The 20,897-nt window shown below is 48.6% G+C and carries 18 protein-coding genes; 5 read left to right on the top strand and 13 right to left on the bottom strand.

The window, feature by feature from the left end; genetic code table 11:
* Positions 1 to 39: 39 nt before the first annotated feature.
* From ABJO30_15075 to ABJO30_15060, 4 genes are read right to left on the bottom strand one after another with little or no spacing between them, the layout of a single operon-like run.
* Entirely contained in the window at positions 40 to 651 is a 612-nt protein-coding gene (locus ABJO30_15075) for an ABC-type transport auxiliary lipoprotein family protein (protein MEP3234147.1), read from the bottom strand.
* Positions 652 to 696: 45 nt separating this feature from the next.
* Positions 697 to 2,148 carry an MlaD family protein gene (locus ABJO30_15070; protein ID MEP3234146.1) on the bottom strand — a complete coding sequence of 484 codons (1,452 nt, stop codon included), beginning with the start codon at positions 2,146 to 2,148 and terminating at the stop codon, positions 697 to 699.
* Positions 2,149 to 2,177: 29 nt separating this feature from the next.
* Positions 2,178 to 2,969: an ABC transporter ATP-binding protein gene (locus tag ABJO30_15065; protein MEP3234145.1), complete on the bottom strand. Its 792-nt coding sequence runs from the start codon at positions 2,967 to 2,969 to the stop codon at positions 2,178 to 2,180.
* 2 nt (positions 2,970 to 2,971) lie between these two features.
* Positions 2,972 to 4,156, bottom strand: coding sequence for an ABC transporter permease (locus tag ABJO30_15060; GenBank protein MEP3234144.1), 1,185 nt, complete (start codon positions 4,154 to 4,156; stop codon positions 2,972 to 2,974).
* 157 nt (positions 4,157 to 4,313) lie between these two features.
* Between ABJO30_15060 and dgcA the strand changes: the two genes are divergently transcribed.
* A complete protein-coding gene (gene dgcA, locus ABJO30_15055) occupies positions 4,314 to 5,300 on the top strand; it encodes an N-acetyl-D-Glu racemase DgcA (GenBank protein MEP3234143.1) in 987 nt (328 codons plus the stop codon).
* Here dgcA and ABJO30_15050 read toward each other — a convergent pair.
* A complete protein-coding gene (locus tag ABJO30_15050) occupies positions 5,271 to 6,422 on the bottom strand; it encodes an MFS transporter (GenBank protein ID MEP3234142.1) in 1,152 nt (383 codons plus the stop codon). The genes dgcA and ABJO30_15050 overlap by 30 nt on opposite strands.
* Before the next feature lie 96 nt (positions 6,423 to 6,518).
* Here ABJO30_15050 and ABJO30_15045 point away from each other — a divergent pair, with 96 nt between their 5' ends.
* Positions 6,519 to 7,532, top strand: a complete 1,014-nt coding sequence (locus ABJO30_15045) for a protein phosphatase CheZ (protein MEP3234141.1) — start codon at positions 6,519 to 6,521, stop codon at positions 7,530 to 7,532.
* A gap of 23 nt (positions 7,533 to 7,555) precedes the next feature.
* Here the strand turns inward: ABJO30_15045 and ABJO30_15040 are convergent, their stop codons facing one another.
* Positions 7,556 to 8,554: a threonine/serine dehydratase gene (locus tag ABJO30_15040; GenBank protein MEP3234140.1), complete on the bottom strand. Its 999-nt coding sequence runs from the start codon at positions 8,552 to 8,554 to the stop codon at positions 7,556 to 7,558.
* 36 nt (positions 8,555 to 8,590) lie between these two features.
* Positions 8,591 to 9,652 carry a glycosyltransferase family 1 protein gene (locus ABJO30_15035; protein ID MEP3234139.1) on the bottom strand — a complete coding sequence of 354 codons (1,062 nt, stop codon included), beginning with the start codon at positions 9,650 to 9,652 and terminating at the stop codon, positions 8,591 to 8,593.
* Between the two features lie 139 nt (positions 9,653 to 9,791).
* On the opposite strand from ABJO30_15035, the gene ABJO30_15030 reads away from it, so the two are divergent.
* A complete protein-coding gene (locus tag ABJO30_15030; protein ID MEP3234138.1) occupies positions 9,792 to 10,571 on the top strand; it encodes an SDR family oxidoreductase in 780 nt (259 codons plus the stop codon).
* On the opposite strand, the gene thiD is transcribed toward ABJO30_15030, so the two are convergent.
* Together thiD and ABJO30_15020 are read right to left on the bottom strand one after the other, a co-directional pair.
* Positions 10,568 to 11,371, bottom strand: a complete 804-nt coding sequence (thiD, locus tag ABJO30_15025) for a bifunctional hydroxymethylpyrimidine kinase/phosphomethylpyrimidine kinase (protein MEP3234137.1) — start codon at positions 11,369 to 11,371, stop codon at positions 10,568 to 10,570. The genes ABJO30_15030 and thiD overlap by 4 nt on opposite strands.
* Positions 11,368 to 13,686 carry a xanthine dehydrogenase family protein molybdopterin-binding subunit gene (locus ABJO30_15020; protein MEP3234136.1) on the bottom strand — a complete coding sequence of 773 codons (2,319 nt, stop codon included), beginning with the start codon at positions 13,684 to 13,686 and terminating at the stop codon, positions 11,368 to 11,370. The genes thiD and ABJO30_15020 overlap by 4 nt, the downstream gene beginning before the upstream one ends.
* A 115-nt stretch (positions 13,687 to 13,801) precedes the next feature.
* Between ABJO30_15020 and ABJO30_15015 the strand changes: the two genes are divergently transcribed.
* On the top strand, positions 13,802 to 14,764 hold the full coding sequence (locus ABJO30_15015; protein ID MEP3234135.1) for a DMT family transporter: 963 nt from the start codon (positions 13,802 to 13,804) through the stop codon (positions 14,762 to 14,764).
* Positions 14,765 to 14,774: 10 nt separating this feature from the next.
* Here ABJO30_15015 and pgi read toward each other — a convergent pair whose 3' ends face one another.
* Positions 14,775 to 16,412 carry a glucose-6-phosphate isomerase gene (gene pgi, locus ABJO30_15010; protein ID MEP3234134.1) on the bottom strand — a complete coding sequence of 546 codons (1,638 nt, stop codon included), beginning with the start codon at positions 16,410 to 16,412 and terminating at the stop codon, positions 14,775 to 14,777.
* Between the two features lie 127 nt (positions 16,413 to 16,539).
* On the opposite strand from pgi, the gene ABJO30_15005 reads away from it, so the two are divergent.
* Positions 16,540 to 17,799 (top strand): ROK family transcriptional regulator, encoded by a 1,260-nt coding sequence (locus ABJO30_15005; GenBank protein MEP3234133.1) that lies wholly within the window; start codon positions 16,540 to 16,542, stop codon positions 17,797 to 17,799.
* 12 nt (positions 17,800 to 17,811) lie between these two features.
* On the opposite strand, the gene ABJO30_15000 is transcribed toward ABJO30_15005, so the two are convergent.
* From ABJO30_15000 to ABJO30_14990, 3 genes are all read right to left on the bottom strand, one after another.
* On the bottom strand, positions 17,812 to 18,555 hold the full coding sequence (locus ABJO30_15000; protein MEP3234132.1) for a DUF1194 domain-containing protein: 744 nt from the start codon (positions 18,553 to 18,555) through the stop codon (positions 17,812 to 17,814).
* A gap of 61 nt (positions 18,556 to 18,616) precedes the next feature.
* Positions 18,617 to 19,528: an ABC transporter permease gene (locus ABJO30_14995; GenBank protein MEP3234131.1), complete on the bottom strand. Its 912-nt coding sequence runs from the start codon at positions 19,526 to 19,528 to the stop codon at positions 18,617 to 18,619.
* A gap of 7 nt (positions 19,529 to 19,535) precedes the next feature.
* A complete protein-coding gene (locus ABJO30_14990; protein MEP3234130.1) occupies positions 19,536 to 20,828 on the bottom strand; it encodes an ABC transporter permease in 1,293 nt (430 codons plus the stop codon).
* Between the last annotated feature and the right edge of the window lie 69 nt (positions 20,829 to 20,897).

Below are 20,897 nucleotides of genomic sequence, written 5' to 3'. Positions count from 1 at the left end.
TTTATTCTCAACTTCTGATTTCGTTGGAAGGTTCACACCTTAAATTTTACCGTAAACCCACGCGATCAATTCAGCTGCTACATCATCCAAAGCGCCGTTCAAAGCAGCAACCGCTTTTACAGCGTCGTCAGCAGACGATTGAGTGGCTGTAAATGTTTTGCTGGCAATCACACGGCCATTTTTGTCATTCAAGATACGGACAGCAATTTCAACATTCGCGTTAAAGCCATTGCCTGACGGTTCGATTTGGAACGCACGCAAGTCAAACAGCAATTGATGATCAATAATCAAACCATCGCCCGGCAAGCCAACAGCACGCGCGCCATTTGTTTCAGAAAACGCACGGCTTAGATAAAGTTGAACAAGACGCGGCAACCGATCGCTCCAGCGCACATCACCAAAAAAGGCAATTTGAGCTGTGCTCGGTTTAATGACAATGCGATCATTATCGAGCGAGGTTAAAACCTTCGGCTCCGTGATCAAAATCTGGCTACGTGTCGAACCAGACGTCGCGGTAACACCGCTGCTGAGAGCAAGGTCATAAACAGACGGCGGCGCTGATGGTACAAGAACGGCACAACCGGCAAGCAAACTCACACCGAGCGCTAACCCGCATGCAAGGCTCTTCCTGATAGATGCTTTATTTCTCAAACTCAATTTAGCCCAACCCATCTTGTCTCTATTGCACTTATAACACTAGCGTCGTCGCCGACGATACTCTGGCACTTTGTCTCCACCCAGCAAAAATTGCGCAGGGTTACTTTCGATATTTTTGATAATACTTTCAAGTCGCGTAACGGCGGTGCGGCTTTGGCCGATCAATGCTTCAATGTCGCTTAACCCGCGGGTCGAGAAACGAGCAAGGCCGCCAGAAATTGCGTCCGCACGTTTTTCAAAACTCTCAGCTACTTTTCTAATTGAAGTCGCAGCATCCGTTGCTTCCACAACAAACCCGCGCCCATCCGCTTCAACCAAACCATCGACTGTGCCAACCAGTTTGGTAATGGCCTCACTTGTCTTCACAAGACGGCTCGCAACGACCGTTGCATCTTTGATAATCTTGTCGAGGTTCTCGCGGTTATCAGCAAGCGTGCCGGTAAGCTTCGTCACATCAGTTGTCGCAGTTTTCGCGCCTGCGATAATCACATCAATCTCTTTGCCCGATGTTTCAAGTTTCGACGCAAAAGTCTCAAAGCTTGTTAGGGTGTTGGCGATCTTCTCACCATCAATCAACTTAAGCTTCGCTTGCAGGTCTGAACTGATCCCTTCAACACTTGAAAGTGTGCGAGCTAGTTGATCACCATTAATGGCTTGCGCAGTCGCCGTCAGGCTCGTGACAAGTGTTGACGCGCCGGTCACTGCCGTTTTCGCATCATTCAATATGCCATCAAATTTCTCAGTATTTCGGGCAAGGTCACCCGTAATTTTTTCAGCGTTACTCAAGGTCGACTTCACCGTCTCAGGATCAACCGCCTTAACAATCGCACCAACATCTTTCGACACAGTGCCAAGTGTATCGCTGAGCGAGGCAAGCGCTGTTGATGCTTTACCAACATTCACCAATAGCTCATCAATCTCGTCCGTTTTATCGGCGACGACAGATGTGATTTTTTCAACATTCGCAACTGTCTTGTTGATGTACGGCGTATTCGCATCCAAAAGGCCATCGACCTTTGCCAAGATGTCATTTGCAATCGTGATGGTTTTGCCAGCAGATGCCAAAACATCATTCAGTGCGGAAGCTTTAGCGCGAAGTACTGGGGTTTCTTCTTGCTCCAGTATCAATGGGCTATCAGGCGTACCACCAACCAAGGAAACATTGGCAAGGCCTGTTAGGGGTTGGCTTGAGACCGTCACCTGTGTATCGGCGCGCAAAGGTGTACCGAGTTTCACTTTCATGGTGGCATATACATTGGCAGGATCTGCCTGCGACAACTGAACGCTTGTTACCGCACCAACCCGCAAGCCGTTAAACAACACACCGCTGCCTAGCTTCAATCCGCCAGCATCACTTGGGATGATCAGTTGAACTTCGCGGGCGTCAGTCGTTTCACCATACCGCACAAGCCAATAGACAAATCCGAAAGCCATCGCGAAGACAGCTAACGTGAATAATCCTATTGCAATGTAATTTGCGCGTGTTTCCATAAACTACTCAATACGCTTCAATTCAAGCTCTATCCGATGTGAGCTCGTTTCGCACGTTCTCCGTTAAAGTATGCATCCACCCATGGGTCATCAAATTCAAGCATTTCTTGAGGTTTTCCCGTGACAAGTACGCGTTTTTTACCCAAAACGGCAATTCTGTCACACGCGGTGAATAAACTATCCAAATCGTGAGTGACCATAAACACCGTAACCCCTAAAGTGTCTCTCAGTTTCAAAATCAATTTATCAAACTCTTGCGCACCAATTGGGTCAAGACCTGATGTGGGTTCATCCAAGAAAATTACGGCAGGATCAAGGGCAAGAGCCCGCGCTACACCCGCCCGTTTTATCATACCGCCTGAAAGCTCTGAAGGTACTTTATCAGCAGCATCAAGAGCTAATCCAACCAGCTCCATCTTCATCAATGCCAGCTCATCCATCAGGCTCTGGCTCAAATCAAGATATTCTCGCATGGGCACTTGGATGTTTTGTTTTACCGTTAGAGATGAAAACAACGCACCATGTTGAAACAGCACACCCAATTGTTGATCGATCAACTGCCGTTCTGCAAATGATGAGCGATCATAATCAAGACCCAATATGTTGACGGAACCATTCCGCTTGGGGTTAAGCCCCAAAATCGCCCGTGTAAGAACTGATTTACCTGTGCCTGACGCACCGACAATTCCTAAAATTTCACCTTTTAAAACATCGATATCGAGGTTTTCAAGAATATTGCTTTCATCAAAACCCACAGTCAGTCCGCGCACTTTAATCACGCATTCTTCATGGGGGGGCATTGATGGATTTTGAGACTGCATGATCAATATCCAAGACTAGCGGAAATCACCGCAAAAATACCATCGACCACAATCACCATGAAAATCGATTTTACGACGGCGACAGTGGTGTGATGGGATAATGATTCAGAGCTACCCTCAACCTTCAACCCTTCAGACATGGCAATCAACCCAATGATCAACGCCATGAAAGGAGCCTTGATAATACCCATCATAAAATAAGTAAGGGGAATGGCATCGCGCGTGCGTTGCAGGAATAATTCCCATGATAGGTCGATATAAACCCAAAGCGCCACCTGTGCGCCAAGCAAGGCGGAATAGTTCGCCACAACAGTTAGCAATGGCATGATGATGATCAACGCCAAAATGCGGGGGAAGAGCAGAACATCAACCGGATCAAGACCGATCACTTTCAACGCGTCGATCTCTTCACGCATCTTCATGGAACCAATTTCCGCAGTGTAGGCAGAACCTGATCGGCCAGATACCATGATAGCAGTCAACACAACGCCCAAATCCCGCGTGATCAGCACGCCAACCAGATCAACCGCCATCACATCTGCACCAAAAAAGCTCAGCTGATAAGCCCCTTGTTGCGCCATGATAGCGCCGATCAAAAAGGTCATCAGGCAGATGATGGGCACAGCCGTCAAACCTGTTTTCATCATATGAGTGAACAGTGCCGGGAACCTAAAGACTTGTCCATTTTCTGGTTTTTTACCCAAAGCGCCCAAAAACAAACCGGTAATCCGTCGAGCACATGCCGCCATCAATGCACCAAGCAGCGAGAGAATACGTTTTACGTCACTAACGCCGTCTGAAATGAGGCCCAAACAACGCTCTAGCAAACCTACTTTCGATGGAACAGGAACGTTGTGCGCTTGTATTTCTTGCGCGGCGTCAGAAATCGCTTCTAGCAAGATTTTATGTTCAGCCTTTACATCAACAAAAGTGACGCGAACATTGTCTTTTTGCCACCTTTTACTCAACTTCAACAACAACCAAACCCCTGATGTATCGAGGGTTTTTATGTCTTTTAGTGAAATTGAAATCTCGCTATTATCTGGTTTTACGAGACTGGCCAGATGGCTTTCAATTTGGTCGGCATGGGTAATAGTCCACTCACCAACCGCAGCCATTGCTTGGCGTGTGCCAGTGTCATTCAGACCAACCACGCGGCCTACATTTTGTTCTAGTAAAATGTCCATTACCTTTAATATACAATAAATTCCAAAACAGACACCACTTTTTGCGAGTTTTAAGGTCACAAAACTAAAACCACCCAAACCTCAAATTGGCTATTTCCAAGCGAAGATCAAACGCCTACTTTAACGCGACGATTTGCTGAACAAATGAGAAATCAAAATGCCCTCTCTCACCCTCAAAGCCTATTCTCACAGCCTACCGCTGGAAAAACCTTTTCGAATTTCGCGAGGGGTTCGCACCACTGCAAATATGGTGGTGGCTGAAATATCAGATGGCGCGCACACCGGACGGGGCGAATGCATGCCCTATCCTCGATATGACGAGACAATTGAAAGCGTGCTTGAGCTTTTAGCAAATGTTGCAAAAGATGAAGAAAATTTTGCGACACTCGAAGCCTGTCAAAGCGCCCTCCCTCCAGGCGCTGCACGCAACGCACTTGATTGCGCGCGACTTGATTTTGAGGCCAAAAAATCTGGGCTCTCCGTCGCCAACCGTTTTGGCCTTACCATGAAGCCTCAAGTGACAGCATTTACACTGGGCATCGACACGCCTTCCGCCATGTATGAGGCCGCGAAAGCTGCCAACGATCGGCAGGTTTTAAAAATCAAGTTAGGGGCGGGAGAAGAAGATATTGAGCGCCTTGCGGCTGTACGCCGTGGGTCGCCTGAAGCAAAGCTAATTGTTGACGCCAATGAGGGCTGGAAGCCGAAAGACTTTGATCATCATTTAAAAAGCTGCATTGAAAACAACGTCGGCCTAATTGAGCAGCCCTTACCAGCAGGCGACGATGATGCTTTGCTCTCAATCAAATCACCCATCCCAATTTGTGCCGATGAAAGCCTTCACACCAGAGAAGAGCTCGATCATATCGAAAAGCGCTACGATGCGATAAACATCAAACTTGATAAAACCGGCGGCCTATCAGAAGCAATGGTGGTGCTTGAAGACGCTGAAAAGCGCGGTCTAACCATAATGGTTGGTTGCATGCTTTCATCGTCGCTTTCCATGGCACCTGCGGTTTATGTAGCCCAGCGTGCCACATGGGTTGACCTTGATGGCCCACTCTTATTGGCGAGCGATTGCGATCACGGATTGACCTATGAGGGCAGCACCATCTTACCCCCCACGCCGCAGCTTTGGGGTTGATAGCAAAAAGACAACGGCAATTAACGATACAGCGGCCATTGCATAAAAACTTTGCAACCCAAATTGCGCATAAAGTGTGCCACAGAAAAAGGTAAGCCCTGCAGCCAATAGCCCTGCAACAAAGGTTGAGGCGCCTTGCGCGGCTGGTGTTTCTTCTTCACTGACTTCTTTCGCAATGTAAGCCTGCAAACCTAAATGGGTCGCTCCAAACGAGAAACCATGCAGGATTTGAACCATCAAAATCAACACCACGCTGTCCATTGAACCATGCAATGCCCAACGCAATGTAGCAGCAACAGCCCCCAACAAAAGCAGGCGCGATGCACCGATTTTTAAGAACAATTTAGAGGCCTGCGTAAAGAGCAATATTTCTGCGATCACACCCACCGCCCAAAACCAGCCGATCTGACTTGCGGTATAACCTCTAGCCAGCCAATCAATCGTTCCAAATCCATAGACAAGAACATGCGACGCCTGAATAAGTCCGGCGAGCGCCGCGATTTGCAAAAATTGTCGCCCCTTCAAAAAAGCAATCAACCCTCCAAGGCCATGAGCTCCAACTTTGGGTCTGTCACTGGGATCAAGGCGGTAGGTTGGTAGCAAAAAACTCACAATGAATGACAGGGCAAGCATTGCCAAAATCAACCAAAACACTCCGTTGGTTCCAAGATCAGCCAAGAACATTCCAGCTGCGAGATTTGCGACCACAAAAGCAACAGATCCCCAGAGCCTAATATGACCGTAATTTGCTCCGCTAAGACGCACCTCACTCAAGACGAAAGAATCGCCAAGCGGGATGAGTGCATGCCAAAAAACACTAAAGACGCTGAGCAAAATGAGCACGACAATGAAACTGTCAACAAAACCCAACACTGCAAAGCTCACGACCGACACAAAACAGAAGAGATAAGCTGCATAACGACGTTGAGATAAGCCACCTGCCACAGCCACCGCGTAGGGCGAGAAAAAAACGCGGACGACCAGTGAAATACTCAACAGAATCGCTACCTCATTTGCTGTATAACCCTGGCCTAACAACCATGACGGGAAAAAGGGCAAGAAAATACCAAGTCCCAGGAAAACCGAAGACACAAAAAGTGCTATTTTTATAGAAGAATTCAACGGTTTAGTACCTTAGGTGTGCGAATCTAAATTAAGAATACACTTCGGTAACTCTTTTTGGCTAATACTTATACCTGAGTCATAAAGGTGGATTCTATGGGCGAATTGATTAAACCAAACGACATTTCCGAAGACGATTACCGTGCGATTGAAGAAGCGGTAATGGAGACGGCAAGAGGGCGCTGGTTTCTAGCTGAATACGCGAAACGAAATCGCGAGTCTGACACTGTCCGCGTGGTCGAAGCGATCGACAATCTGAAAAGCTATATAAGCTCAGAACACGATCCTGCCGACATGCTGCAATTGCGTCTTGATATTGTGGATATGACGCAGACTATCGAGCAAATTAAAACCGAAGTCGCAAACACCGGCGACAACGGCACGACAATAAGCGATGCCCAAGTAGAGCTAAACGTTGTTTTAGATGAAACAGAAGATGCGACATCGAACATCCTCTCTTCTGCTGAAAAAATTCAAGAGATCATTTGGGAATTAAAAGAAACTGATAAAGACAATTCCCAATTCGATAAAATCGATGAACTTGTAACAGATGTTTACATGGCCTGCTCATTCCAAGATTTGACTGGCCAACGTTTGCGTAAAGTCGTTGGGCTAACATCAGACATCGAGCAGCGCCTTAAAAACATGGTCAGCCTTTGGGATGCCGATGAATTACATCGATATAAACAAAGCGATGCTGCAAGCCACGAAGACGAACATCTGAAAAACGGACCTGCCTTGCCTACAGACGCGCAAGAGCAAAACGAAATTGATGCCGTATTATCAGCCGAAGATGTGGAATTTGAAGCCGCACTTGATTGGTCTGATCCGGATAACGAAGCTGTTTCTGATGAAGACGCGTTCTTCGTCATTGACGATAGTTTTGAAGAAGCTCCTGATCCAAATATGATGGCCTTCGAAGCAGACACGGAAGACGAGCTTGCCTTCCAAGCGCCTCCTGCAGAAGAAGTCATGGACGATGATGACGAATGGGAAGTGAACCCAGCATCATTGCCAGAAACGCAAGAACAAGCATCTGCAGACGTTCAAGATGCGGATGAAGAAATAGGGGTTGCCCCTCTTCATGCGCGCCTTGCTCAATTTAGCTAGACGACACTTTAGCTAGATGCTCTTTAACGAGATGCTTCTAGCGACAAAGCTTTTTGCATCATTTCTGGGTCAATATTTCCACCAGAAAGTGTTACCAACACAGTCTCCCCTCGTATATCAATCTTCTTTGATAACAAAGCTGCCAGCGCCGCTGCGCCACCTGGTTCAACCACAACTTTGAGCTCGTTGAACGCAAAGGCAACCGCGCGCAATGCATCTTCATCTGAGATCGTCAGACCTTGTGATGCATAATCTTTCAATATTGAAAAACTCAGTTCACCCGGCGTCGGCGTAATAATCGCGTCACAAATTGATCCAACGGTGGTTGGATTGGCGACCCGTTCACCCTTCACAAGGGAGCGACTGTAATCGTCGAAATCTTCAGGCTCCACCGTGTGGAATTTCACCTTTGGCAGACGTTCTTTTAGCACGGTAGCAATGCCAGCAGAAAGACCACCTCCGCCCGTACAAGCAAACACGCGGTTCAAGTCAATATCGTTGTCGTCAAAGAAATCAATTGCTTCCAATGCGCAAGTTCCCTGCCCCGCCATGACATAGGGGTTGTTGTAGGGGTGGATGAGCACGGCACCAAGTTCTTCTGCTTTAGCGTTGGTGACAACATCACGATCTTCATTCGCACGATCAAAAAACAAAACCGTTGCACCAGACCGACGCGTGCGATCCACTTTGATTTGCGGCGCGTCAAAAGGCATGATGATTGTCGCAGGAATATTCAGCAGTCGCGCAGCCTCGGCTATTCCTTGTGCGTGATTGCCAGAAGAGCAAGCGATTACTCCGCTCTTTGCAAGATCAGGGTTTTGCTCCAAATAGGCCGAGACAGAATTCATCGCACCACGAAACTTAAACGACCCAGTGCGCTGCAAATTCTCCGCTTTCAAGAATACCCGCCCACCGCAAAGGTCATCCAAAATATTGGAGGTAAGCAACGGCGTTTTAATCGCGTGGCCAGCAATTCGATGAGTAGCCTTGAGTACATCTTGGTAGGTGGGAGTGTTCAGCATTTACATCTCTTGCGATATTGGCTTTATCGGCAGAGATTATACCCGTTCTGATGAAAGCGAAACCATCGCATCGCGTTTCACCCGTGGTTCTTTGATTTTGTAAATGGCTTCAACATTTTCCAAGAACATTTCTGCGACAGTGCGCCAAGACCGCTCTTCGGCAAAACTTCGGCAGACAGCAGGGTCACACCGTAATGCTTGCTCTATTGCTTCACCCAAATTTTCAGACAAGCGACCAACTGTTTTATCATGGCCGATCACATCGACGGGGCCCATGACGGGATAGCCTGCAACAGGAACACCGCTTGCGAGTGCTTCCAACATGACGATGCCGAATGTATCCGTTTTGCTTGGAAAGACGAAGACATCTGCCGATGCGTAATAACGCGCAAGTTCATCACCAAATTTCGTACCGACAAATTTCACATCTGGATATTTAGCTTCAAGTTCATCGCGTGCAGGCCCATCACCAACCACGACTTTCGTGCCGCCAACACTGGTTTCCAAAAAGGCTTCGATGTTCTTTTCAACAGCCACACGCCCAACATAAAGTTGAACGGGTCCTTCAAAGCCTAGGTCCACTCGCTTATCAGGATGAAAAAGCTCACTATCAACACCACGCGTCCAAGGCACGAGTTTCGTAAATCCTTGCGCGGCCAAATTATGCCTTAGTGACGGTGTCGCAACCATGCAGCCATTGCCTGAATTATGGAAATTGCGAAGGTAGGCATATGTCCATGAAATAGGGATGGGAAACCGCGCGCTTAAATATTCAGGAAAGCGCGTGTGATAGCTTGTCGTAAACGGGCGCCCATTGGATTGGCAATAAGACCGCGCCGCTCTGCCAAGCGTTGCCTCAGTTGCAATATGAATATGGTCAGGGTTATGCTTTGCAATCTCACCACCAACAGCCGTTGCCGTCGTCAGTGATAATCTAATCTCAGGATAAGTCGGACAAGGGACCGTGTAAAATGGCTGAGGCGAGACCACATGTGTCTCATGCCCCATCGTATTCAATTCACTGACGGTGCGTTCCAACGTGCGTACAACACCATTGACCTGCGGATACCAAGCGTCTGAAACAATGACGATTTTCATATTTCGTTTCTCAACTTATTTCCCAATATTTTGCCAAATCGATGTCTCAAAATTATGACGCTGGTAAGATAAGTAGCTATGGTAGGTTACAACATCAATCAAAAACCCCTGCGGGTTAAAAATAAGGAACTGTGCAGATATGGATTTAGGTATTAAAGGCCGCAAGGCGATTGTATGTGCATCGAGCAAAGGGTTGGGACGTGGCTGCGCGGAGGCCTTAGCACAAGCAGGTTGCGACGTTGTTCTGAATGGCCGCAATGTGGAAGTGCTCGAAGCGACAGCCAGTGCCATCCGCGCACAAACGGGTGCGAACGTAACAGCAGTTGCTGCTGACGTCAGCACGGCTGAGGGTCAGCGCCTATTGCTTGAGGCTTGTCCAAATCCAGATATTTTGGTCAACAACAATGGCGGCCCACCCCGCAAGAACTATCAAGAACTAGACCGTGAGGCGATGATGGCGGGCGTTGTTCAAAACATGATTACGCCAATCGAACTTATTCAAGCCGTGATTGAAGGCATGAAAGAACGTGAGTTTGGCCGTATCGTCAACATCACATCTTTGTCTGTCAAAATGCCGATCGAAGGACTGGATCTATCATCTGGCGCGCGTGCTGGTCTTACAGGTTTTATGGCTGGCGTTTGCCGCACCTTTGCCCACCACAATGTAACCATGAATAACATTTTGCCGGGCAAGATGGACACAGATCGCCTACGCGGTGGCATCACAGGTTCCGCTAAAGCACAGGGCATTGATTTTGAAGCAGCAGCGCAAAAACAGCGGGATGAAATTCCAGCAAAGCGTTTCGGCAATCCAGAAGAGTTCGGCAACACCTGCGCGTTCTTATGTTCTAATCATGCGGGCTATATTACAGGCCAAAATATTCTGCTTGATGGCGGCCTCTTTAACGGCGCTGTTTAGTCTTTCCAAGACCCATGAAAATGATGCACGGGGCCATGTCCCGTGCCAATCTTTAAGGTGTCTGCATTGGCAATAGCCTCAGCAAGATATGCCTTCGCCATCTCCAAGGCATCACCCATTGTCACGCCCTTAGCAAGCCCCGCAGCAATGGCTGAGGAAAGCGTGCAGCCTGTTCCATGCGTGTTGTTGGTGTCAAACCGCTTGGAAGATAACCAGAAACTCTCATTACCATCAGAGTAGAAATCACGCGCCTCATCGCCTGCACTGTGCCCGCCCTTAATCAAAACGGCTTTAACGCCAAGCTTTAAAAGTGCAGTTGCTTGGGTCTCCATCTCTGCGTCATTCTTAGCAATCTCAAGACCCGTTAGATGGGCTGCCTCATGCAGATTGGGTGTGATCAAATCAACGAGCGGGAATAGATATTCTTGCATCGCGTTCACGGCTTCATCAACCAGCAACGGGTCGCCAGAGGTCGCGATCATAACTGGGTCTAAAATGACGGCCCCACAATCGTGGGCTTCTAAACCTTGAGCAACGCCCATGATAATTTCAGCATTAAACAACATGCCAATCTTCACGGCCGTCACATCAAGATCAGAAAACACAGCATCCATTTGTTCGCGCACAAAGGAGGCTGGAACGTCATGGATACCCGTGACGCCTTTTGTGTTTTGCGCCGTTAAAGCCGTCACCACACTCGCGCCATAAACGCCGAGCGCGGAGAAGGTTTTCAAGTCGGCTTGAATGCCCGCGCCGCCACTGCTGTCAGATCCCGCAATTGTGACGGCTATAGCGGTCATTTTGCACCTTCAATCGCATCCCAAATAACATGCGGCAATGCTGGCATATCAATGTGCTTGATGCCGTATTCGCGGTGAAGCACATTCACCAAGGCGTTCATCACCGCGGGCGTTGAGCCAATAGCGCCCGCCTCGCCCGCACCTTTAATGCCAAGCGCATTGGTGGTTGAAGGCACATTGCGCGTTTCAAAATGGAAATCAGGGAACTGGTCCGCACGCGGAATGCCGTAGTCCATAAAACTCGCTGAGAGCAGTTGCCCTGTCTCATCAAACTCAGTGCGCTCAAAAAGCGCCTGCCCAATGCCTTGAACGATGCCGCCATGCACCTGCCCCGCAAGCAAGAGCGGGTTCACTGTCACACCGAAATCATCCACCACGGTATAGGTTAGAAGTTCGACGACACCTGTATTCGGGTCCAGTTCTAACTCACACACATGCGTGCCATTGGGATAAGTTGCCTCATCTTGAGGAACATCCGCGCTGCCGACTAGCACCTCATCACTGGCTTCAGCAATATCAGCAAAGCTAATCCGTCGGTCGGTGCCAACCACTTCAACATGCCCGCCTGAAAACTCTAAATCCTCGACAGACGCTTCAAGCTTATCAGAAGCGATCTCGCGCAATTTCTCACCAAGTTCGAACGCTGCCTGATTAACAGAAACACCACCAATCGGAATGGAACGCGATCCGCCTGTGCCACCGCCAGAACTCAAGACATCCGTGTCGCCTTGGTGCACATGGATTTGATCTGGATCAAGATCAAGCCGTGCTGCAATAAATTGCGCATAAGCAGTTTGGTGCCCCTGCCCTGTGGATTGCGTACCAATGCGCAGAAGCACGGAACCATCATCTTGCAAACTCACATGAGCAGGCTCAGAACCAGCAAAGGCACAGGCCTCAATGTAAGTTGATAATCCGATGCCGCGCAGTTTTCCATTCTTCAAACTGTCAGCACGACGCGCCTCGAACCCATCCCAATCTGCAACGTCCATCGCGCGGGTCATGTGCCCGTCAAACTCGCCAACATCAATCTTGCGGCCAGTCGCTGTTTTATAGGGAAACTGACCCTCTTTGATAAAATTGATCCGACGCAGCTCGTTTGCATCGATACCAATTTCAAGCGCAGTGTAGTCAACCAAACGCTCCATCAAATAAGCTGCTTCCGGACGTCCCGCCCCACGATAAGCATCTGTCGGTGTGGTGTTGGTGAAAATGCATTTCACATGAGCTGAGGCTGCCGGAATATCATAAAGGCCAGTTGCCATAGCGGCGCCAAACCACGGGACGAGCGTTGAATAATCAGAAAGATACGCGCCCATATCAGCCAAAATCTCAACATCAAGCGCGACAAATCGATTGTCTTTATCAAGCCCCAAACGCGCCGTGCTTATGTTATCGCGCCCATGCACATCGGTTAGAAAATGCTCGGTACGATCACTGAACCAACGCACTGGGCGTTTCAGCTTTTTTGCTGCTGCAAGGCAAAGTGGATACTCGTGGTACATGAATAACTTGGTGCCAAATCCGCCGCCAACATCAGGCGTCACAACACGCATTTTTTCAGGATCCAAGCCCATAATTGCATCGCAAAGTTTAGCGCGAATTGAATAAACACCTTGGCTGCCAAGCGTGAGGGTCAGCATGTCGTCATCGGCGCTATATTCGGCGACGCAGGCGCGCGTTTCCATATAGTTGCAAACCAAGCGATTATTGATCACCTTGAACTCAACAACGCGGTCCGCCTTTGCCATAGCATCCGCTGTAGCCTTCGCGTCACCAGTCTTTGATTCTGACGCCATATTATTGGGTTCAAATCCGTCCCAAACAAGCGGCGCACCGTCAGCCATTGCAGCCTCGATGCCAACGACCGCGTCTAGTGATTGATAATCAATATCCAAAAGCTCAGCCGCATCCGCTGCAATCGCACGACTATCAGCAACGATGAAAGCAATCGGATCACCAACATAACGTGCTGTATTTTCACATAGCGCCAAACGTGGCGGTTGCTCATAGGGTTTGCCATCAGCATTTTTCCCGCGTGGAACCACATTTGGCAACGAACCAAACTCAGCAATATCCGCATGGGTCATCACCAAATGAACGCCATCCATTGCAAGCGCTGCACTGGTGTCTTTGATCTCAAATCGCGCATGGGCAAAAGGCGAGCGCACCACATAGGCGCTCAAACATCCATCCGGTTTATGGTCGCTTGGATAAAAGCCTTCGCCTTTGACAAAGCGATCGTCTTCTTTGCGGATGATAGATGCACCGACATTAGATTTTTGGCCAAATTTTACCAGAGAAAGGTCATTCATGAAAAGCACCATAAAAGTGATGTAACCGAGGTTTGTGTTTGGAACTTATCGTTTTTTTGAGCGGCGGCAATGGTTAAAGTTTGACCTTACCCGCAATTTGCATCACATCTGGGATATGTCCAACATACAATCTCGCCTTTTGCCGAAACGCTTCAACATTTGGTGGCAAAGACAACACCACAATGTGCGGGGTGGGATATGGATGTTGATGGGTGCTTTTATGTTTTCTGTGATGGTGGCAATCATCAAAGTCATTGGCTCGCGAATATCCATTTTTGAAATTTTGTTTTTTAGACAATTGGCCATGACCATCATTGTCGCCCCCGTCATCATTCGCGGCCTGCCGAACTCACTCAAAACACAAATGCCGGGCCTTCAAGCATTGCGCGTGGTGGCAGCAACCTCTGCGATGATCATGGGTTTTTCAGCCTTCATCCACTTGCCCCTATCAACGGCAACAGCCATTGGTTTTTCCAAAACCATGTTCATCACAATTTTGGCGATTATCTTTTTGAAAGAAACCGTCGGTATTCGTCGTTGGAGCGCGGTGGTCGTCGGCTTTGTTGGGGTCATCATTATGATCGCACCAGAAGATGGTTGGACGACCTTTGCAAATTTCGATATTTGGTCACTCGCCGCCTTGTTAAGTGCGGCATGCGCTGGCCTTGTTATGGTGATAATCAGAAAGCTTTCTCAGGTAGATCAAGCGATCACGATTTTATCTTTTCAGGCAATTTTCGTTGGGCTTTTAATGATTGTCCCAACCATCTATTTTTGGGTCACGCCTACACTGGAAGAATGGTTATGGATGGGGCTTTTGGGCCTTGTCTCAGTGATCGCTCAAGCCGCCAATATACGTGCTTATAAAGCGGGCGAAGCAACGGCGATTTCTACCATTGATTATACCCGCTTGGTCTACGCCTCGATTTTGGGTTTTCTCATTTTTGCAGAAATTCCAGATCTCAATACGATGATCGGCGCAGGCGTTATCATTGCCGCATCACTCTACACCCTGCACCGCGAAGGGCAGCAGGGGAAAGCTCTGGCCCGCTCTAAAGAAGGGCGGACCTATAACTAGTTTATGGCGACTATTTTCTCGCTAAATAAGCCGCGATAAGCCCAGCGGTTGAGCTGTCTTTATCACTGACAGGCTTTTCGCTTTTGACCATAGGAAGCAGCGTGTTTGCCAATTGCTTGCCAAGTTCAACACCCCATTGATCGAAAGAGTTGATGCCCCAGACAACGCCCTGCACAAAGACCTTATGCTCATAAAGCGCAATCAAGCCGCCAAGCGTTGCAGGATCAAGGCGGTCATATAAAAGCGTATTAGACGGACGGTTGCCCGGGAAAACTTTATGGGGTGCGAGACGAGCGATGTCTTCCTCACTCATGCCAGAGGCTGAAAGTTCTGCCGTTGCTTCTTCCAATGTCTTACCGCGCATCAATGCCTCAGACTGGGCAAAACAATTGGCAGCCAAAATAGAATGATGATCACCAAGAACTTCTTGCGGATGAGCCGCTAGAACGAAATCGCACGGGATAGTCGTGGTTCCTTGGTGGATCAATTGATAGAAAGCGTGCTGACCATTAGTGCCTGGCTCTCCCCAAATAATCGGGCCCGTTTCACCTTCCACCGCAGCGCCATCAAGACCAATACGTTTGCCGTTGCTCTCCATATCCAACTGTTGAAGGTAGGCTGGAAAACGCGCCAATCGTTGATCATAAGGCATCACGCCATGGCTTGGGTATCCAACGAAATTTCGGTACCAAATTCCCAGCATGGCAAGCAGCACCGGCATATTCTTATCAAGCGGTGCTTGCTGGAAATGTTGGTCCATCGCGTGCGCCCCATCGAGGAACTTACGAAAATTCTCTGGACCAATGGCGATCATTAAAGGAAGCCCAATGGCGGACCAAATTGAATAACGGCCGCCAACCCAATCCCAAAAACCAAAAACGCGTTCTTGTTGAATGCCGAAATTAGAGACGGCATCAAGATTGGTCGAAATTGCAGCAAAATGATCACCCACTGCTTCCTCACCAAGGTGACCCAAAATCCATGCACGTGCAGAATTTGCATTCGTCATGGTTTCTTGTGTGGTGAACGTTTTCGACGCAACCAAGAAAAGCGTTGTTTCAGGATCAAGTGATTTCAGTGTATCGGTGAGATGTGCGCCATCAACATTTGAGACGAAATGAACACGCGGACCATCATGGTAAGGCGCCAATGCACCAACCGCCATGACAGGCCCAAGGTCAGAACCGCCAATTCCGATGTTGACCACGTCTGTATAAGGTTTGCCGCTAGAACCACGCAACGCACCAAGCCGCACGTCCCGCGCAAAATCGCTCATCGCTTTGAGTACGCGGTGAATATCATCAGCGACGCGAACACCGTCTAGCTCTAATGGATAATCTTCCGGTGCCCGCAAGGCAGTGTGCAAAACAGCCCGCCCCTCCGTTGCATTGATCGGGCGACCTGCAAACATTTCATCACGCTTTGCATCGACCTTCGCCTCATGGGCCAGCGTTATCAATGCATCGACAATAGATTGATCAATTTGGTTCTTAGAATAATCGAGCAGAAACGAACCAGCTTTCAACGAAAAGGTGTCAAATCGACTTTCACCTTGCCCCTCACCAACTGTGAAAAGATCGCGCATGTGTTGACTGGCCATTGAGTCGGCCAATCGTTCTAAAGTGGTAGTAGCTGAAAACTGTTTCATCCTATAAAAGCCTCTCGATTCGCGATTATCACCAGTCTAATACAACCTTATGGTCGTGAAGTAACGCGATCACTTGCACTGTACCGTGAGAATTGATACGCGGGACTATGCAAACATCAGGTCCGTCATGAAAAACACGCGTAGTAAAGCTGATACAGAACTTGTAAGACAACAAAACCGCTCGCTGGTTTTGGAAACGCTGCGCCATAACGGTGCTTTGGCAAGTATCGAGCTTGGGGAAAAGACAGGCCTAAGCCCCGCAACAATTTCAGCCATCACCAATGATATGCTCGCAGAGCGGCTCATTGAAACGGACAAGTTAGAAACCGAAAAACACCGCAACACTCAGCGTGGTCGTCCCAAGGTTAAACTTAAACTCGCAGAAAACGCCGCCCGCATGCTGGGTATTCGCCTCACTCACAATGCCATCTCACTCACGGTTGCAGATTTTTGCGGCAATATTCTGGCAAGGCACAATGATACAATTGAAACCGCCAGTCTAAGTGCTGATGCTTTTGGTGCTGTTATTGTCGACAGTGCATTGGCCTTTTTGGAAAGCAATCAGCTATCAGCTGATCATATTTCAATTATCAGCGTTGCTTGTCAGGGTTCTGTTGATGCAAAACGTGGTTCAATCATCTGGAGCCCTGCTTTTTCTGCCCGCAACATTCCAGTGGCAGCCCCTTTAACAGATGTTCTCAACGCTCCCTGTTTGGTTGCCAATGATACCAATTCAATCGCGCACCTGCTGCATGTTGAAAACGAAGCTCTCAACGATTCCTTCGCCGTATTTTATTTAGGGTCAGGCATCGGCTTAGGCCTTTATGTTAACGGCGACCTTTTGGAAGGGGCTGAAGGGTCTGCATCTGAATTTGGTCACATGTTACTTGAGGCAGATGGTGCTCTATGCCGTTGTGGTCGCAGAGGATGCATCGAGGCTTATGCCTCTGACTTCGGCATCATGCGTCTTGCCAATGAGAACCTCGCGGACCTTGATCCGGCGGACATCACGCCAAGCCAAGAGGAAATGGAAAAGCTCGCAGACGTCGCCCGCAATGGCGATGAAAAGGCGAAGCAGGCATTTGATAAAGCCGGCTCAGCTCTTGGCACTGGTCTCGGTAATTTGATCATGCTGGCAAACCCGAAAAACCTGCTTTTCACAGGGCCCGGCGTAAAACATTTCGACCTCTTAGAGCCTGCCATCCATAAAGCTTTGGAACATGCTGCAAAAAATGGCCATCAACCTAAAATGTCGATGATTGATGATGATCGTGACTTGATTGAAAGCGGCTTATTGGCGCTTGGCTATACGAAACTTGATCGCGAAATTTTTGCAAAACGTGTCAGCGTTGCCGATGTTGCAGCACGCCACGGTATGATTGGCTAAAAGCTCCTTCTGTTATGAAATGAATTGCCCCTGTATTTCTCGCAGGAGCTTGCGCTTGATTGCCTTAGCAAAGGATTTGTAATCCTTCGCGATCTCGATAAAAGCGCCCTCGCCGCCAATCACATGATTTTCAAAGTAGTAGTGAAGGTAAGACACTTCATTCAAAATTGGCAGACCGTTGATAACGATGCCCTGCGCAACGGCTTTATCTCGCCCCGCACGAATGGGCAGACCGCGTGACCATGTACTTGCGCCATCTGCTTGCATATCAATCACTTTGCGCTCGGTTGGAAAGGGTGCACCATTCAAGTGGTCAACGGCAAAAGACAAGGCGCTGCCGATGGCTGTGACCCCTTCTGCTGTTTGTCGAGGTTCCGCTAACAAACGGGCGGCAAAGGCGCGGGCTTCTTGTTCATTACTGACAACGGCCCAAGGCATCACGATAACTTGGTTCTCCGGTCCTGACCATTGGTAGACAGACAGGCCAATTTTGCCGTGCTGCCCTCCTTCTATCGCGTCAATTACTTCCTTGGATGTGAGGGCTGACGCGATACCTTGCACTTGAAGGTCGAACTCAGCCTTATTCACGGAATAAGAGCAATCAATCGCGAGGACTAAATTAACGTCCGTTTTGGCAAGCTGTGCCCGCGCTTGCTGGTTCATCAATGTGAAGACAACAAAGGCAACTGAGATTGTCGCAACAATCATCAACCTTGGAATTGAACCGTAAATTTTAAATCTTGATGAAGCAAACATGGGGCAGCTTGCAAACTATAAAGCCTGCACTCCTTGCTCGCCCCTCGTTTAAATTTTTCGCTTAGCCGGGCGATAGACCGCGTAGGCGTTCTGAACGTCTGCGAAGCAATTCTACTGTTGTAAGCAGTCCAATCGAAATGATGACCAAAACAGTCGCAACCGCAAGAATAGTCGGCGAGATCTGTTCACGCAGTCCTGAGAACATCTGGCGCGGAATTGTGCGCTGTTCAACGTCTGCAACAAACAACATCACCACAACCTCATCAAGCGACGTGATGAAGGCAAACAAAGCACCCGAAATCATACCCGGCAAAATGAGCGGCATAATGATTTTAAAGAAGGTGGTTGTTGGCGTTGCACCACAGCTGGCTGAAGCGCGAATAAGGCTTGTGTCAAAACTTGAAAGCGTCGCGGTCACCGTGATGATCACGAACGGAATGCCGAGTGTCGCATGGGCAAGGATCACGCCTGTATAGGTCTTTGCAAGGCCAATATCTGAATAGAAGAAAAACATGCCTGTTGCCGTGATAACCAGCGGCACGATCATCGGTGAGATCAAGAGGCCAGTAATGAGCGAACGAGCAGGCATTTCAGGACGCGAAAGGCCGAGTGCCGCCAATGTACCGAGCGTGGTTGCAACGATTGTCGAAATGGTAGCAATAAAGAACGAGTTGCGCGTTGCACGAATCCATTGCGCATTGTTCCAGGCATCAGAGAACCATGCCCATGAAAGCGGAGCCTCAGGGTTCAGCATCCCATTTTTAAAGATATCTTGATACCAACGCGTTGAATAAGCATCCGACTCGAAACCCAGCATTCCCTCAGTAAAGGTGAAATACGGTTCGGCATTAAACGAAAGCGGAACGATGATGATGATCGGCACGATTAGGAATACAAAAATCAGCGCGCAAATCACGAGATAAGCGTAATGCCAGACTTTTTCGACCGGTGTTGCGTGTGCTGGTAGTGCCATTGTGCCCTCACCCAAACTTCAAATTATCGATGCCTATCAGCTTATTGTAGAGCCAATAGAGGATGAGTACGCCTGCAAGCAGAATGGAACCAAGGGCGGCCGCCAAACTCCAGTTAAGCGATTTTTGCATATGGAAAGCGATGATGTTGGAAATCAACTGACCATCTTGTCCACCAACGAGAGCTGGTGTGATGTAATAACCAATCGCCAGAATGAAGACGAGCAAGGTACCCGCTGCAATTCCCGGTATCGTCTGTGGGAAATAGACTTTGACGAAGGCTGTAAACTGATTTGCACCGAGAGAACGCGCCGCACGCATGTAGCTTGGCGGAATTGTCTTCATCACGGAATAAAGTGGCAGCACCATAAACGGCAGCAAGATATGGGTCATCGCGATAATGGTGCCCATTTGATTGTAAATCATCTGCACCCGGCCATCATCACTGATAATGCCAAGCCACACTAAGACATCATTGACGATGCCCTCCGTCTGCAACAAGGCAATCCATGCAGTCGTACGAACAAGCAATGATGTCCAAAACGGCAACAGCACGAGGATCATCAACAAGTTCGATTTTGCCAATGGCAAGACCGATAGAAGATAAGCAACTGGATAAGCCAAAAGGAAACATAAAACGGTGATTACTCCGGCCAGATAAAGTGTGCGCCAAAACAGCTTCACATAGATTTGCCGCACTTCAGCTTGCTCAACAACGTCGTTGTTCACGTCATAAGTACGGTCAACTGCTGCGAGATAAAATCCCGTCGTGGTGTCGCTTGCGACGCGCTTCATAGCTGCCCACATCTCAACATTCGACCATTTTGGTTTCAAATCGAGGAAGGTTTCTTTGTATGGCGCTTCAAAATTCTTGGCTTTACGTGCGGCTCCCATAAACAGCGAGCGCGTGCCGGAATGGTCATAATTGATACGGGTCGCAGCACGTCCAATCGTGCGATCCTTGCGGGCGACAGCCATATCTTCTGCAAGCAGCTTAAACAACGCTTCATCAGGCAGGCCATCCGAGGAGGCAGACTGGTCCCAATCACGCAGTGCTAAAGAAAAATTAGGGAGGGCTTTGCTGAAGCTGTCATTGTAGACGCTTCGTGTCAGCATTTGCCCAATGGGTAGAACGAATGAAATCAACATGAAGATGACAAGCGGTGCCGTCATCAAAAATGCCCGCCAGCGTGCGCGGCGCATTGATATTGCGAGTTTGCGCTTTAACGGTATGCCGTCAGCTGTTGTGAGCTGGTCTGGTACATCGTGAAGTCGTTGCGATGAAAGCGCGCTATCGGCCATAAATCTCTTCCAGAGTTTAAGTAAAAGAAATGCGGGAAGTCAAAAGACCTCCCGCATGTCAAAGTTTTG

The organism is Hyphomicrobiales bacterium (assembly GCA_039973685.1).
Lineage (GTDB): Bacteria > Pseudomonadota > Alphaproteobacteria > Rhizobiales > JACESI01 > JACESI01.
The sequence above is the reverse complement of the archived record's forward strand: the minus strand, read 5'-3'. Positions and strand labels throughout refer to the sequence as shown.